Here is a 13959-nt window from a genome sequence, read left to right on the forward strand (position 1 = left end):
GTCAACGAATTGTGCCCGCTCCCGCGATGAGGGGCAGATCCAGTGCCGTCACCCAGCCCGGGGGCAGGTCGTTGACGGCGGGGACGGCGTTCAGTGCGCGCAGCCCGGTGGCGAGGCAACCGGCGGCTGCGGCGTCACGCCCGGAGCCGTCGGTGAACCGGAACTTCGTCTCCTGGGAGATGCTCGGGCTGCCCTCGACGTCCACCCGGTAGACGTCGTCGTCGTTGCCCGTCGGCCAGTCCGGGGCGGACCCCACGCCGACCCGGTTCACGTGCTCGAGCACGATCCTCGGCTCGCCCTGGAACACCCCGTTGATGGTGAAGCGCACGGCGGCGACGTTGCCCGGTGGGATCACGCCCTTGGCGGTCGTGATCTCGACCGGGGTCACCCACTTGTCCCAGGTGGTGGTGATCTCGTCGAGTTCGATGCCGGCGGCGTGCGCGATCATGGGGACCGTCGCGCCCCAGGCGAAGACCAGGATGTCGGGGTTCTCCAGCAGTGGTCGGTGCTCGGGGGGCTTGCCGATCCCCATCTCGAATTCGTAGTCGCCCTCGTAGTTGGTGTAGTCGAGCAACTCCGACGCGCGCACGCTGCGCACCTCGCCGCACAGCCCCATCAGCGTCATCGGGAACAGGTCGTTGGCGAACCCGGGGTCGATGCCGGTGGTGAAGCACGACGACTGGCCGGCCTCACAGGCCTGCGTGACCGGTTCGATCCAGTTCGGTGGGTTCAGCGACATCGCGGGCCACACCCACGGGGTCATCGATGTCGAGCACACGTCGATGCCCGCGCGCAGGAACCGCGTGATGAGCGAGATGTTGTCGTCGGCCTGCGCGGCCGTGGGGCCGTAGTGGACGAGCGCGTCGGGCTTGAGCGCGATCAGGGCGTCGACGTCGTCGGTGGCCGCGAGGCCCACCGGGTCGAGACCACAGATCTCGCCGACGTCCCTGCCGACCTTCTCCGGATTGCTGACGCCCACCCCGACGAGTTCGAAGACGGGGTGTCGCACGATCTCGGCGATCACCATCTTGCCCACGAAACCCGTTCCCCACACCACGACTCGCTTGGTCATCGCTCGTCAGTCACCCTTCGTCGGCCGTCGATCATCGGGTTCACCATAGGAGGGGGCGGTCGGCGCCGAACGCGAAACGGCGTCGGTGAGACGCCGGATCTCGTCGCGCAGTTCGGCGATGTGCGCCGCAGTCACGGCCTGGCTGGCGGTGTCCTCCTCGGCGACGCGTTCGACGATCCACGACGCCAGCGTCGCGGTGACGACCGCCAGCAGGCTGACACCGGCCACCATGAGGGCTACTGCGATGAGACGGCCGGCCACCGTGACGGGCACGGTGTCCCCGTATCCGACGGTCGTCACCGTGGTGAACGACCACCACAGCGCGTCGCCGAAGTTGTTGATGTGATCGTTGTGGTCCCGTTCTGCGTCCAGCATCGCCAGCGCCGCGGCGTAGATGAGCAGCACCGCCCCGCACGAGGTGAACACGGTGACCCGGCCGCGGATGGTGTGACCGATCGCGCGCTGCAGGTAGCCGATGACGATCGTCAGGCTCAGCAGTCGCAGGGGGCGCAGCACGGGCAGGACGAGGATCACCACCTCGGGCAGGTGCCACAGCAGCCACCTCCCCCGTGGCGATGCGAGGGACAGTCGGACGAGGAAGTCCGCCCCGAAGCAGGCCCAGATGACGATCATCGACCGGTCGAGCCAGGCGCCGGCGCTGCCGCCCGGTCTGGCGAGGACGTCGACGGAGTACAGCGCCATGAACGCCAATGCCATGACGGCGAGCCACCACTCGGTTCTGCTCTGGTAGCGCGAGAGCCGGGTGGGTTCGGCGACCGAAGACGTCACCGGCCGACCTTAAACCGGATGCGCCTCAGTACCGGGACTCCCAGACGGAGTACTCGCCGTCGGGTTCGACGGTCGCCTCGGCGGTCTGCTGGAAGCCCGGGCACCTCGCCGTGCACGTCGCGCGGTATGTCACGAGCACGTCGTCGCCGCTGAACTCCACGGGGTCACCCCAGCGGCGGAACTCGGTCGGTCCACCGCAGTGCTGACAGACGATCGGTTCGGCGCTCAGAAGCACCTCTTGAGGCCGCCGGGCTCGCAGTAGAGCGGGTACCGGTCGACCGGGATGGACAGCGGGCCCTTGTAGGCGAGCGTGAAGGGATAGGTGACGAGGTTGCCGAGGACCTCACCGTTGCAGGCGTCGGCATAGGACACCGATCGCGTGCCGGTCATCGTGATGTCGTCGAACTCGTAGGTCTCCATGATGGGCGCCTTGGTGACGCCGTCCGGGCAGGTCATGCCGTTCTTCTTGGTCGTCGAGAACTGCCAGACGTTGTTCGTCAACCGGGCGTCGCCGCCCGCGACGTAGGTGTTGCTGGGCGCCACGTGCAGGCGGCAGGCCACCGGCAGTTCGAGGTTGGCGCGCAGGTCGCCGACGGTGGGGACGCAACTCGGGTAGATGGTCCACTCCGCGGTGACGTCGCCCTGGGTGTAGCCGTAGACGCCCTGCATCACCTGGTCGGCCTGGGCAGGTCCCGCGAACCCGAGTGTCGCGGTCGCCGTGGCGCAGACGGCGGTGGCGGCCACGGCCAGGGCACGGGTGATCGACATGCGTTGCAGTATCGCAGCGATGTCGGGCAGCGTCTGCGGTTTCATTTCGTGAGATGGTTCGGTCATGACTGCACTCGAGGGCAAGGTCGCCCTGATCACCGGCGCCTCGGCCGGACTGGGTGCCGCGACCGCGGCGCTGTTCGCCGAGCGCGGCGCGTCGGTCTTCGGCATCGCCCGCGACGCCGACCGGATGGCCGACGTGTTCGCCGACATCCCGCAGGGCCGGTTCGCCTCCGTCGACGTGACCTCCTCCGCCGCGTGCAGGCGGGCCGTTCGCGACTGCGTCGACGCGTTCGGCCGGCTCGACGTCCTGGTGAACGTCGCGGGCTTCCATCAGATGCGACACACCCCGTCGACGACCGACGAGGACTGGGAGCGCGACCTCGCGGTGAACCTCAACGGCCCGTTCTTCCTGTGCCGTGCCGCACTGCCCCACCTCCTGGAGACCGCCGGCAACATCGTCAACGTCAGCTCCATCGCCGGCGTCGAGGGCGAGGTGTACTCGGCCGGGTACTGCTCGGCCAAGCACGGCCTGGTGGGGTTGACGCGCGCGCTGGCCGTGGAGTTCACCAAGACCCAGCTGCGGGTCAACGCCGTGTGTCCGGGCGGCATGCCGACGGCCCAGACCACCGAGTTCGCCGCTCCCGAGGACGCCGACTGGGACCTCATCATGCGGATCGCCTCGCCGCGCGGCTTCATGGCGACGATCGACGTCGCCAAGACCATCGCCTTCCTCGCCAGCGACGACGCGGCGGCCGTGCACGGCGCGGTGTACCGCGTGGACAACGGCAAGGGCGCGGGCTGACCTTCGAGTTCACCTCGCCGTCGCCTGTTCGGCCTGCCGAGTGCACGGATCACTGCCACAATCGCGCGGTGACCGCCGACGTAGTGAACACAGCTGCCTCCGAAGCCTCGCACCTGCGATCCGGGTTGGACGCCGACGACCTGCGGGAGGCGATCACCGACCACCTGCGGTACTCGATCGGCCGGCCCGCGGCGGCCCTGAAGCCCGAGCACTACTACCGCGCGCTCGCGCTCGCGGTTCGCGACCGCATGCAGGACAACCGGGTGGCGTCCACCCAGACGTCGCTGGACCTCGGCAAGAAGGTGACCTGCTACCTGTCGGCGGAGTTCCTGATGGGCCCGCAGCTGGGCAACAACCTGCTGAACCTCGGCATCGAGGCCGCGGCGGCCACCGCGCTCTCGTCGCTCGGTCAGGAACTCGAGGAGGTGCTGGCCTGCGAGCCCGAGCCGGGGCTGGGCAACGGCGGCCTCGGCAGGCTCGCCGCGTGCTACCTCGACTCGTTGGCCACCCTCGAGCGGCCGGCGATCGGCTACGGCATCCGCTACGAGTTCGGCATCTTCCGCCAGGAGTTCTCCGACGGCTGGCAGGTGGAACTCACCGACAACTGGCTGGCGAACGGAAACCCCTGGGAGATCGCCAAACCCGACGTCAACTACCTCGTCAACTGGGGCGGCCACACCGAGCAGTACGTCGACGACCACGGCCAGGTCCGCGTGCGATGGTGGCCCAAGCAGGTCATCAAAGGCGTCGCGTACGACACCCCGATCCAGGGCTACGGCGTGCACACCTGCAACGTGTTGACGCTGTGGAGTGCGCGGGCCGTCGAGTCGTTCGCGCTCGACGCGTTCAACACCGGCGACTACTACAAGGCCGTGGAGGAGGAGGTCACCTCCGAGACGGTCACGAAGGTGCTCTACCCCAACGACGAACCCGAGGCAGGCAAGCGGCTGCGCCTGCTGCAGCAGTACTTCTTCGTGTCGTGCTCGCTGCAGCACGTCGTCCACATCATGGACGACCTGGCCGACGCCTCCCTGCACGACCTGCCCGACCGATTCGCCCTGCAGCTCAACGACACCCATCCGTCGATCGGTGTCGCCGAGTTGATGCGCATCCTCGTCGACGAGCGCCGTCTGGACTGGGACGACGCGTGGCGCATCACGGTCGCGACGTTCGGCTACACCAATCACACGCTGCTCCCGGAGGCACTGGAGAAGTGGTCCCTGAACCTGTTCCGGGAGTCACTGCCGCGCCACCTGGAGATCATCTACGAGATCAACCGCCGCTTCCTCGACGAGGTGCGGGCCCACTTCCCGGGTGACGTCGAGCGCGTGCGACGCATGTCGCTGATCGGCGAGGAGAACGGCCAGACGGTGCGGATGGCGCATCTCGCGACGGTCGGCAGCCATGCGATCAACGGCGTGGCGGCACTGCACTCCGACCTGCTCAAGGCCAGTGTGCTCAAGGACTTCTTCGAGCTGTGGCCGGAGCGGTTCTCCAACAAGACCAATGGCGTCACGCCGCGTCGCTTCCTGGCGCTGTCGAACCCCGGTCTGCGGTCGCTGCTCGACCGCACGATCGGGGACGGTTGGCTGACCCACCTCGACCGGCTGCGTGGCCTGGAGGCGTTCGTCGACGACCCCGATTTCCGCAGCGAGTGGCGAGCGGTCAAGCGCGCCAACAAGTCCCGCCTGTCCGATTACCTGAATTCGACGGTGGGCGTCGAGTTGGACCCGACGTGGATGTTCGACATCCAGGTCAAGCGCATCCACGAGTACAAGCGTCAGCACCTGTCGGTCCTGCACATCATCCGCCAGTACCTGCGCATCAAGCAGAACCCCGGCATCGACCTCGCGCCCCGGGCGTACGTGTTCGGCGGCAAGGCCGCGCCCGGCTACTTCATGGCCAAGCGGATCATCAAGCTGATCAACGCGGTCGGCGAGACGGTCAACGGCGATCCCGAGGTCAACCGGCTCATGAAGATCGTGTTCGTGCCGAACTTCAACGTGCAGAGCGCACACCTCATCTACCCGGCGGCCAACCTGAGCGAGCAGATCTCGACCGCGGGCAAGGAGGCCTCGGGTACCGGAAACATGAAGTTCATGCTCAACGGCGCCTTGACGATCGGCACGCTCGACGGCGCGAACGTCGAGATCCGCGAGGAGGCCGGCGCCGAGAACTTCTTCCTCTTCGGCCTGACCGAGTCGGAGGTGGAGCAGGTCAAGCGCGACGGTTACCGTCCGGCGGACTACGTGGACGCCGACGAGGAACTGAAGGCCGTGCTGGGACTGATCTCCTCGGGGCAGTTCTCCCACGGTGACGTCGAGGTGTTCCGACCCCTGGTGGACAACCTCACCCGCGACGATCCGTTCCTGGTCATGGCCGACTACGCCGCCTACGTGGAGTGCCAGGACAGGGTGGCGGCGGCATGGCAGGACCCCGACGCCTGGTCCCGGATGTCGATCCTCAACACCGCACGCAGCGGCAAGTTCTCCTCCGACCGTGCGATCACCGAGTACTGCGACGACATCTGGAACGTCGGTCCCGTGACGGTGACGGTCGACGACTAGAGCGCGCCGATCACCTCGGCTGCCAGGAGGTCCAGCGTCCGGTCCGACGCCCGGTCGTGGGTGAACAGCACGATCTGCCCGAAGCCCATCGCCGCCAGTTCGCGGATGCGGTCCACGACCAGGTTCGGCGTGCCCACCAGGCCGCCGTCCCGCAGACCGAATCCCGGTCCACCGAAGCGTTTCTCGGCGAGGGCGCGCACTCCGGGGAGCGCGGCGTCGTCGGGTGCGAGCGCCATGACGGCCTCGACCGAGAGCACGATCTCACCTGCGTCGCGGCCGACGTCCGCACACGCCGACCGGAGGAGGTCGACCCGACGTTCGAGGTCGTCGAGCGCGTAGGTGGGGACGTTCCACACGTCGGCGTAGCGCGCGACCAGCGGCAGGGTGTACTTCTCGCCCACCCCGCCGACGACGATGGGCGGCCTCGGCGTCTGCACCGGGCCGGGCACGATGGGCAGGTCCCGCACGCGGTGATGCCGGCCCTCGAAGTCGACGACCCCGTCGGCGAACGCGCGGGTCAGGATCTCCAGCGTCTCGCCGAGTCGTTCGGACCGTTCGCGCAACGTGCCCCACGGCAGGCCCATCCGGTCGTGCTCGTCGGCGATCGACCCGCTGCCGAGGCCGATGGCGAGCCGACCTCCGGAGATCTGATCGAGTGTCGTGACCATCTTGGCGAGTACCGCGGGATGCCGGAACTGGTTGCACAGCACCATGTGTCCTACCCGCAGCCGGCTCGTCTTCGCGAGCAGCGCCGTGGCGAGCGTCCAGGCCTCCAGCGACGGGACGTCGGGCGCCCCCGGTCCGTACATGTGGTCGTAGAGCCACAGCGACCCGATGCCGAGTTCCTCACATCGCGTCGCGCGGTGCAGCAGGTCGTCGTAGGTGAGGCCGATCTGCGGGACGTAGACGCCGACGTCGGGTGCGGCGGTCACCGGGCCTCGATGCCGCGCCAGAACTGGGCCACGAAGGCGTCGAGCATGAACGCGCGCACCCTGCTCGAGCGTTGCGTCGTGGTGAGCAGTGCGTACAGGCCGAGGAGGAAGAACATCGCGGACAGGCTCGCCTCGACCGAGGGGTCCACCTCGCCGCGATCGCGGGCGGCCTCGATCCGATCGACGAGCACGACGATGATCTCGTGGTCGCTCCACTCGTCGTCGGGCGGTCTCGACGGCGAGAAGTGCACGGCCAGAACGTCCTTGAACAACCGGGGTCCCAGCCGGCGTTCCGCCGCCACCACCACCCGGACCACCTCGGCGAGCATGTCCGGCAGCACCTCGGACGTTCGGGTGAACCGCGTCATCTCGGCGGCGATCCGCTTCTCCTCGCGGCGTTCGAGTTCGAGGAGCACGTGCTCCTTGGACGGGAAGTGGAAGTAGAAGGTGCCCCGCGCGACGCCCGCCGCGGTGACGATCGCACCGATGTCGGCGTCGGCCATGCCCGCCCGCTTGAACTCGGCGATGGCCGCAGCGAAGACGCGCTCGTACGTCTGGCGGCGCTGCACCTCGGCGGCCCTGGGCCGGAGGCCGCCCGTGGGCACCGATCGCGTCACCCGGTCATTGTCACACCCGTGCGCACCGCGCGGTCAAGTGTGCCTGACGTTCGTCAGCGCACCATTGACATTCGTCAGCGCTGCACTGACAGTTGTCAGTGCAGCGTCAGCCACCGGAAGCGAGAACTCTCCCCATGTCGGTCACGTCCTCCGAGGAACTGCACTACGACCCGTACGACCAGGAACTCAACGCCGATCCCTACCCGATGCTGCGGCGACTGCGGGAGGAGGCGCCGCTCTACTACGACGAGCAGTACGACTTCTACGCGCTGACCCGGTTCGAGGACGTCGCGAAGGCACTCGTCGACCATCGCACGTTCAGTTCGGCACGCGGGGTGATCCTCGAACTCATCAAGGCCGACATCGAGATCCCGCCGGGCACATTGGTGTTCGAGGATCCGCCCGTGCACGACATCCACCGCAAGCTGGTGGCGCGGATGTTCACCCCCCGCAAGGTCGCCGAACTCGAGGCCCGCATCCGGGCGTTCTGCGCGCAGAGCCTCGATCCGCTGATCGGTTCGGGGCGGTTCGACTTCGTGACCGACCTCGGCGCGCAGATGCCGATGAAGACCATCGGCCTGCTGCTGGGCATCCCGGAGTCCGATCAGGAGTCGATCCGCGACCACGGCAACGAGCAGATGAAGACCGAGTCCGGTGCGCCGATGAAGTTGGCCGCCGACGGCCTCGACGTCGGCCAGATGTTCGCCGACTACGTCGAGTGGCGCGCCAAGCACCCCTCCGACGACATCATGACCGACCTGTTGACCGTCGAGTTCACCGACGAGCACGGGGTGACCCGCAGGCTCACCCGCGACGAACTCCTGATGTACCTCAACGTGGTGGCCACCGCGGGCAACGAGACGTCCACGCGACTCATCGGCTTCGCGGGCAAGGTGCTCGCCGAGCATCCCGACCAGCGCAGCCAGGTGGCGGCGGACCGGTCACTGATACCGCAGACCATCGAGGAGTTGCTCAGATTCGAACCGCCCGCGCAGAACGTCGGCAGATACGTCACCCGAGACGTCGGGTACCACGGCGCGACGGTGCCGGCCGGAAGCGCGATGCTGCTGCTCACCGGTGCCGCCAACCGCGACCACCGGCAGTTCCCGCCCGACGGCGACGTCTTCGACATTCACCGGGAGGCGCGGGCCCACCTCGCGTTCGGCGTGGGCGCGCACTACTGCCTCGGGTCGGCGCTCGCGCGGCTGGAGGGGCGGATCGCGCTCGACGAGATCCTCCAGCGGTTCCCCGAGTGGGATGTCGACCTGACCGACGCGACGCTGGTCGCGACCGCCGCCGTGCGCGGCTGGGACCGGATGCCCGCGAGGGTGTGAGTCAGCGCTCCGACGGCAGCGGCGGCCCCGCGGGGCCGGGATCGGCCTCGTCGACGGGGGCCGTGGCGGCGGGCTGACCGGCGAGCCGCTCGAGCACCGGTCGCTGATCGGGGCAGTAGAACTGGATGGCGCCACCGAGGAACTGGTAGACCTGCGCCTCGGTGCTGTCCTTGTCCAGGTTCAGCTTGAGGAAGGTCGCCGCCTCGTAGGCGTTGGCGTCGAGGCCGGTGCGCATGCGCTTGCACACGATCTTGCCGATCCAGGCGTTGTAGTCCTTGCCGCCGTAGATCCCGTAGGTGTGCAGCTGGTTGGTGAAGTCGGTGTCGACGTCGGCGTTCGCCGGTGCCGCGAAGGTGATGGTCGCTGCTCCCAGCGTCGCGAGGATGCCCGCACGCATCCAGCGGTTTCCGTGTGTACCCATTTGAGGACTTACCCTATCCGACGACCGACGTGATTGACTTGTCTCGCAACCCCGTGACCAGCCCTTCGGTGGCAGTGGTCCCCGTCACACGATGGCGGCGAGAGTGGGGGTCGCCATGAATAACTTAACCAGGCTAATCTATCAGTTACATTAGCTAACCTGTGACGGCGATGAGAAAAGTGACTGCACACACGATGAATGGGGTGTCGCCGTGACCGGCGTGCTGAAGAAGACGTGGATCCCGATCCTGATCCTCGTGGTGGTGCTGATCGCGGGGTTCACGGTGTCGCGCATCCGTACCTTCTTCGGCGCCGAGGGCATCACCGTCACGCCGGTGCAGTTCGCGGACGACCCGGAGCCGTTCGACCCCAAGATCGTCAAGTACGAGATCTTCGGCGATCCCGGCGCCTACGCCGACATCAACTACCTCGACCTCGACGCCAAGCCGCAGCGGGTCGACGGCGCCATGCTGCCGTGGTCGCTGACGCTGAGCACCACCGCGCCGGCCGCGCAACCCAACATCGTCGCGCAGGGCGACGGCACCTCGATCACGTGCCGCGTCACCGTGGACGACGAGGTGAAGGACGAACGCACGTCCACCGGCGTCGCCGCCCAGACGTTCTGCCTGGTGAAATCTGCATGAGTTCCCCGACCTCGGACGCGGACACCGACGCGTTCCCGGCCACCTCGCAGTACGCACGACCGTTCGTCCCGCGGATCATCCGCACCTTCGCGCTCCCGGTGATCCTCGGCTGGATCGTCGTCATCGCCATCCTGAACACTCCCGCGGTGACGCCGCAGCTCGAGACCGTCGGCCAGATGCGCGCGGTGTCCATGAGCCCCGCCGATGCCCCGTCGATGATCGCGATGAAGCGCGTCGGGCAGGTGTTCCAGGAGGGTGACTCCGACAGCTCCGCGATGATCGTCCTCGAGGGCGAGCAGCCGCTGGGCGACGAGGCGCACGACTACTACGACAAGCTGATCGAGAAGCTGCGGGCCGACCCGGAGCACGTCCAGTCCATTCAGGACTTCTGGAGCGATCCGCTCACCGCGACGGGCTCGCAGAGTTCCGACGGCAAGGCCGCCTACGTGCAGGTCAAGACCGCCGGCAATCAGGGTGAGACGCTCGCCAACGAGTCGATCGAAGCGGTGCAGGACATCGTCGACAGCGTCCAGGCGCCCGACGGCGTCAAGGCCTACGTCACCGGTCCCGCGGCCCTGGCCGCCGACCAGCACATCGCCAGCGACCGCAGCATGACGATGATCGAGATCGCGACCTTCAGCGTCATCATCGTGATGCTGCTGCTGGTCTACCGGTCGATCGCCACCATCCTGATCGTCCTCGTCATGGTGGTGCTGTCGCTGTCGGCGTCACGCGGCGTGGTGGCCTTCCTCGGCTACCACGAGATCATCGGGCTCTCCACGTTCGCGACCAACCTGCTCGTGACGCTCGCCATCGCCGCCGCCACCGACTACGCGATCTTCCTGATCGGTCGGTATCAGGAGGCGCGCAGCGTCGGCGAGGACCGGGAACGGGCCTACTACACGATGTTCGGCGGGACCGCGCACGTCGTGCTCGGCTCCGGGCTCACCATCGCCGGCGCCACGTTCTGCCTGTCCTTCACGCGGCTGCCGTACTTCCAGACCCTGGGCGTCCCGCTTGCCATCGGCATGGTCGTCTGCGTGTTGACGGCCCTCTCGCTGGGATCGGCGATCGTCACCGTCGCCAGCAGGTTCGGGCTGCTCGAGCCCAAGCGGGCGCTGCGGACCCGGGGCTGGCGCAAGGTCGGCGCGGCCGTGGTGCGCTGGCCCGGACCCATCCTGATCGGCACGGTGGCACTCGCCCTCGTCGGTCTGCTGACGCTGCCCGGGTACAAGACCAACTACAACGACCGCAACTACCTGCCCGCAGACCTGCCCGCCAACGCGGGCTACGCGGCCGCCGACCGGCACTTCTCGCAGTCCCGGATGAACCCCGAGCTGCTGATGGTCGAGAGCGACCACGACCTGCGCAACTCGGCGGACTTCCTCGTCATCGACAAGATCGCGAAGGCCGTCTTCCGGACCGAGGGCATCGCCCGCGTCCAGACGATCACGCGCCCCGAGGGCAAGCCGATCGAGCACACCTCCATCCCGTTCCTGATCAGCATGCAGGGCACCACCCAGAAGCTGAACGAGAAGTACATGCAGGACATGATGGTCAACCTGCGCAAGCAGGCCGACGACATGCAGACGACCATCGACTCGCTGACCAAGATGTCGGGCCTGACCGAGCAGATGGCCGACGTCACGCACTCGATGGTCGAGAAGTTCAAGACCACCGCGGTCCACACCGCGGAACTGCGGGACAGCATCGCGAACTTCGACGACTTCTTCCGCCCGATCCGCAGCTACTTCTACTGGGAACCGCACTGCTACGACATCCCGGTCTGCTGGGCGATCCGGTCGGTGTTCGACACCCTCGACGGGGTCAACACGCTCACCGAGGACATCCAGGCACTGCTGCCCGAGCTGGAGCGTCTCGACTCGTTGCTGCCGCAGCTCACCGCGCTGATGCCGCAGATGATCTCGACGATGCAGACCATGAAGACCATGCTGCTCACCCAGTACGCCACGCAGAAGGGCATGCAGGACCAGCAGACCGCGGGTTCGGAGAACGCCGAGGCGATGGGCGAGGCCTTCGACGCGTCGATGAACGACGACTCGTTCTATCTGCCACCCGAGATCTTCGACAACGAGGACTTCAAGCGCGGCATGAAGAACTTCATCTCTCCCGACGGGAAGTCGGTGCGGTTCATCATCGCCCACGAGGGCGACCCGATGTCCTCGGAGGGCATCGCCCGGATCGACGCCATCAAGGACGCCGCCAAGGAGGCCATCAAGGGCACTCCGCTGGAGGGGTCGAAGGTCTACCTCGGCGGCACCGCCGCGGTGTTCAAGGACATGTCCGACGGCAACGACTACGACCTGCTGATCGCCGGCATCTCCGCGCTGGCACTCATCTTCATCATCATGCTGCTGATCACGCGCAGCGTCGTCGCGTCGGCCGTCATCGTCGGGACGGTGGTCCTGTCGCTGGGCGCCTCGTTCGGTCTGTCGGTGCTCATCTGGCAGCACATCCTGGGCATCGAGCTGCACTGGATGGTCATGGCGATGGCGGTGATCATCCTGCTCGCGGTGGGCGCGGACTACAACCTGCTCCTCGTCGCGCGCTTCAAGGAGGAGATCCACGCCGGGCTGAACACCGGCATCATCCGCTCGATGGGCGGTACCGGGTCGGTGGTCACCTCGGCGGGGCTGGTCTTCGCGTTCACGATGATGTCGATGGCGGTCAGCGAACTCACCGTCATCGGCCAGGTGGGCACGACGATCGGCCTCGGTCTGCTGTTCGACACCCTCATCGTGCGATCGCTGATGATGCCGTCGATCGCGGCGCTCCTCGGCCGCTGGTTCTGGTGGCCCCGCAACGTCCGGACCCGGCCCCTGCCGTCGGCCTGGCCGACACCACCACCGCCGACCGCCAAGGTCGACCAACCCGTCCCCACCGCCTGACAACGTAGGAGCATCATGAAGAGCATGCGCAACCTCACGCTCCGCGGCAGCCTCGTCGCCGCCGCCTTCGGCATCGCGGCGACGACGTTCGCCGTGCCCGCCTCCGCCGACTCGACCGACGACTTCCCGATCCCGAGGCGTCAGATCGAGACCCAGTGCGACGCCGAGCAGTACCTCGCCGCCGCCCGCGACACCAGCCCGGTGTACTTCGAGCGCTACATCATCGACAAGAACAACCGCCCCGCGGACGTACAGCAGTCGGCCGTCGACCGGATCCACTGGTTCTACTCGCTGAGCCCCGCCGCACGGCGGCAGTACTCCGAGGACACCGCCACCAACGTCTACTACGAGCAGGTGGCCACCCGCTGGGGCAACTGGGCCAAGGTCTTCTTCAACAACAAGGGCGTCGTCGCCAAGGCCACCGACGTCTGCATGAACTACCCGCGCGGCGACATGTCCGTGTGGGCCTGGCCGGTCACGCCGTAACGGTTGCGGCTCACCGCTTCTCGAAGTGCTGGTAGTCCTTCGGTAGGCGCCAGTCGCCGCCCCACCGCCAGCCGCGGGTGACGAACGCGTCCACGCTCGCGTCGCCGGCGTGCAGCATGCCCGGCTCGCGGCGGCTGCGGTCGAGGTAGGCGCCGGCGGTCGCCGGTTGCAGATCCCGACCCGACACGTACGGGTTGAGCAGCGGGTTGACGTCGACGGCCCGCCCGAGGGCGTGCAGCGACCACCGGCCGCTGGGCAGTGGCCGACAGTTGAAGGCCGACGTGTTGTTGTCGCGCATCGACGCCTCGTCGACGGCGCCGGGATAGCGGTCGACCGTCTGCATCCTCGCGATCGGGTACCGCTGGCGGTACAGCTCGGCGAACACGTCGACGACGTCGGCCACCAGGTCCTGCGCGACCACCAGGTCACCGCGATGCGTGCGTCCGTCGAAGCCGAGGTAGGCGAGGTTCACCCTGCGCAACTGCTCCGCGGGCACCGGACACCCCGGCCGCCAGGTCTCCCCCAGTTCGGCCGTACTCACCGGATGCACAACGGCACCAACGTCGTTCGGAGTCGCCGAGGTGGTAGTCGACGACCGCGCCGTGGACGCTTGCGA

The 13959-nt window shown here is 67.6% G+C and carries 14 protein-coding genes; 6 read left to right on the forward strand and 8 right to left on the reverse strand.

Translation table 11 applies throughout. The features are described from left to right. Position 1 precedes the first annotated feature (1 nt). Genes G6N64_RS23475 through G6N64_RS23490 form a run of 4 tightly spaced genes read right to left on the reverse strand, consistent with a single transcriptional unit; the run spans position 2 to position 2695 of the window. Positions 2-1072 carry an NAD(P)H-dependent amine dehydrogenase family protein gene (locus tag G6N64_RS23475; protein ID WP_163800247.1) on the reverse strand — a complete coding sequence of 357 codons (1071 nt, stop codon included), beginning with the start codon at positions 1070-1072 and terminating at the stop codon, positions 2-4. A 6-nt stretch (positions 1073-1078) separates the two neighbouring features. Continuing rightward, positions 1079-1861 (reverse strand): potassium channel family protein, encoded by a 783-nt coding sequence (locus G6N64_RS23480; protein ID WP_308206625.1) that lies wholly within the window; start codon positions 1859-1861, stop codon positions 1079-1081. Between the two features lie 25 nt (positions 1862-1886). Then, the gene (locus G6N64_RS23485) at positions 1887-2096 is read right to left on the reverse strand and encodes a hypothetical protein (protein WP_163800248.1); all 210 of its coding nucleotides are present in this window, start codon (positions 2094-2096) and stop codon (positions 1887-1889) included. Then, positions 2087-2695 (reverse strand): hypothetical protein, encoded by a 609-nt coding sequence (locus G6N64_RS23490; protein WP_409370778.1) that lies wholly within the window; start codon positions 2693-2695, stop codon positions 2087-2089. Before G6N64_RS23490 ends, G6N64_RS23485 begins: the two co-directional genes overlap by 10 nt. On the opposite strand from G6N64_RS23490, the gene G6N64_RS23495 reads away from it, so the two are divergent. Together G6N64_RS23495 and G6N64_RS23500 are read left to right on the forward strand one after the other, a co-directional pair. Further along, the gene (locus tag G6N64_RS23495) at positions 2694-3434 is read left to right on the forward strand and encodes an SDR family NAD(P)-dependent oxidoreductase (protein ID WP_163800249.1); all 741 of its coding nucleotides are present in this window, start codon (positions 2694-2696) and stop codon (positions 3432-3434) included. The genes G6N64_RS23490 and G6N64_RS23495 overlap by 2 nt on opposite strands. Before the next feature lie 83 nt (positions 3435-3517). Beyond that, positions 3518-6001: a glycogen/starch/alpha-glucan phosphorylase gene (locus tag G6N64_RS23500; RefSeq protein WP_163802067.1), complete on the forward strand. Its 2484-nt coding sequence runs from the start codon at positions 3518-3520 to the stop codon at positions 5999-6001. Here G6N64_RS23500 and G6N64_RS23505 read toward each other — a convergent pair. After that, a complete protein-coding gene (locus G6N64_RS23505; protein ID WP_163800250.1) occupies positions 5998-6933 on the reverse strand; it encodes an LLM class flavin-dependent oxidoreductase in 936 nt (311 codons plus the stop codon). The two genes, G6N64_RS23500 and G6N64_RS23505, sit on opposite strands and share 4 nt — an antisense overlap. After that, positions 6930-7550, reverse strand: a complete 621-nt coding sequence (locus G6N64_RS23510) for a TetR/AcrR family transcriptional regulator (RefSeq protein WP_246230774.1) — start codon at positions 7548-7550, stop codon at positions 6930-6932. Before G6N64_RS23510 ends, G6N64_RS23505 begins: the two co-directional genes overlap by 4 nt. Before the next feature lie 134 nt (positions 7551-7684). Between G6N64_RS23510 and G6N64_RS23515 the strand changes: the two genes are divergently transcribed. Continuing rightward, positions 7685-8884, forward strand: coding sequence for a cytochrome P450 (locus tag G6N64_RS23515; protein ID WP_163800251.1), 1200 nt, complete (start codon positions 7685-7687; stop codon positions 8882-8884). Between the two features lies 1 nt (position 8885). Here G6N64_RS23515 and G6N64_RS23520 read toward each other — a convergent pair whose 3' ends face one another. Continuing rightward, complete coding sequence (locus tag G6N64_RS23520) at positions 8886-9305, reverse strand: DUF732 domain-containing protein (protein ID WP_308206626.1); 420 nt, start codon at positions 9303-9305, stop codon at positions 8886-8888. 211 nt (positions 9306-9516) lie between these two features. On the opposite strand from G6N64_RS23520, the gene G6N64_RS23525 reads away from it, so the two are divergent. Genes G6N64_RS23525 through G6N64_RS23535 form a run of 3 tightly spaced genes read left to right on the forward strand, consistent with a single transcriptional unit; the run spans position 9517 to position 13343 of the window. Continuing rightward, positions 9517-9948 carry an MmpS family transport accessory protein gene (locus G6N64_RS23525; RefSeq protein ID WP_163800252.1) on the forward strand — a complete coding sequence of 144 codons (432 nt, stop codon included), beginning with the start codon at positions 9517-9519 and terminating at the stop codon, positions 9946-9948. After that, positions 9945-12857, forward strand: coding sequence for an MMPL/RND family transporter (locus G6N64_RS23530; RefSeq protein ID WP_163800253.1), 2913 nt, complete (start codon positions 9945-9947; stop codon positions 12855-12857). The genes G6N64_RS23525 and G6N64_RS23530 overlap by 4 nt, the downstream gene beginning before the upstream one ends. Before the next feature lie 15 nt (positions 12858-12872). Next, entirely contained in the window at positions 12873-13343 is a 471-nt protein-coding gene (locus G6N64_RS23535) for a DUF5078 domain-containing protein (protein WP_163800254.1), read from the forward strand. A 10-nt stretch (positions 13344-13353) separates the two neighbouring features. On the opposite strand, the gene G6N64_RS23540 is transcribed toward G6N64_RS23535, so the two are convergent. After that, a complete protein-coding gene (locus tag G6N64_RS23540; protein ID WP_409370779.1) occupies positions 13354-13884 on the reverse strand; it encodes a M15 family metallopeptidase in 531 nt (176 codons plus the stop codon). Between the last annotated feature and the right edge of the window lie 75 nt (positions 13885-13959).

The organism is Mycolicibacterium sediminis (genome assembly GCF_010731735.1).
GTDB classification, from domain to species: Bacteria; Actinomycetota; Actinomycetes; order Mycobacteriales; family Mycobacteriaceae; genus Mycobacterium; species Mycobacterium sediminis.

What these genes read in the sequence shown, in the direction of transcription:
- G6N64_RS23475 (WP_163800247.1), bottom strand. Translation starts at nt 1,072, where the DNA reads ATGACCAAGCGAGTCGTGGTGTGGGGAACGGGTTTCGTGGGCAAGATG.
- G6N64_RS23495 (WP_163800249.1), top strand. Translation starts at nt 2,694, where the DNA reads ATGACTGCACTCGAGGGCAAGGTCGCCCTGATCACCGGCGCCTCGGCC.
- G6N64_RS23490 (WP_409370778.1), bottom strand. Translation starts at nt 2,695, where the DNA reads ATGACCGAACCATCTCACGAAATGAAACCGCAGACGCTGCCCGACATC.
- G6N64_RS23515 (WP_163800251.1), top strand. Translation starts at nt 7,685, where the DNA reads ATGTCGGTCACGTCCTCCGAGGAACTGCACTACGACCCGTACGACCAG.
- G6N64_RS23520 (WP_308206626.1), bottom strand. Translation starts at nt 9,305, where the DNA reads ATGGGTACACACGGAAACCGCTGGATGCGTGCGGGCATCCTCGCGACG.
- G6N64_RS23530 (WP_163800253.1), top strand. Translation starts at nt 9,945, where the DNA reads ATGAGTTCCCCGACCTCGGACGCGGACACCGACGCGTTCCCGGCCACC.
- G6N64_RS23535 (WP_163800254.1), top strand. Translation starts at nt 12,873, where the DNA reads ATGAAGAGCATGCGCAACCTCACGCTCCGCGGCAGCCTCGTCGCCGCC.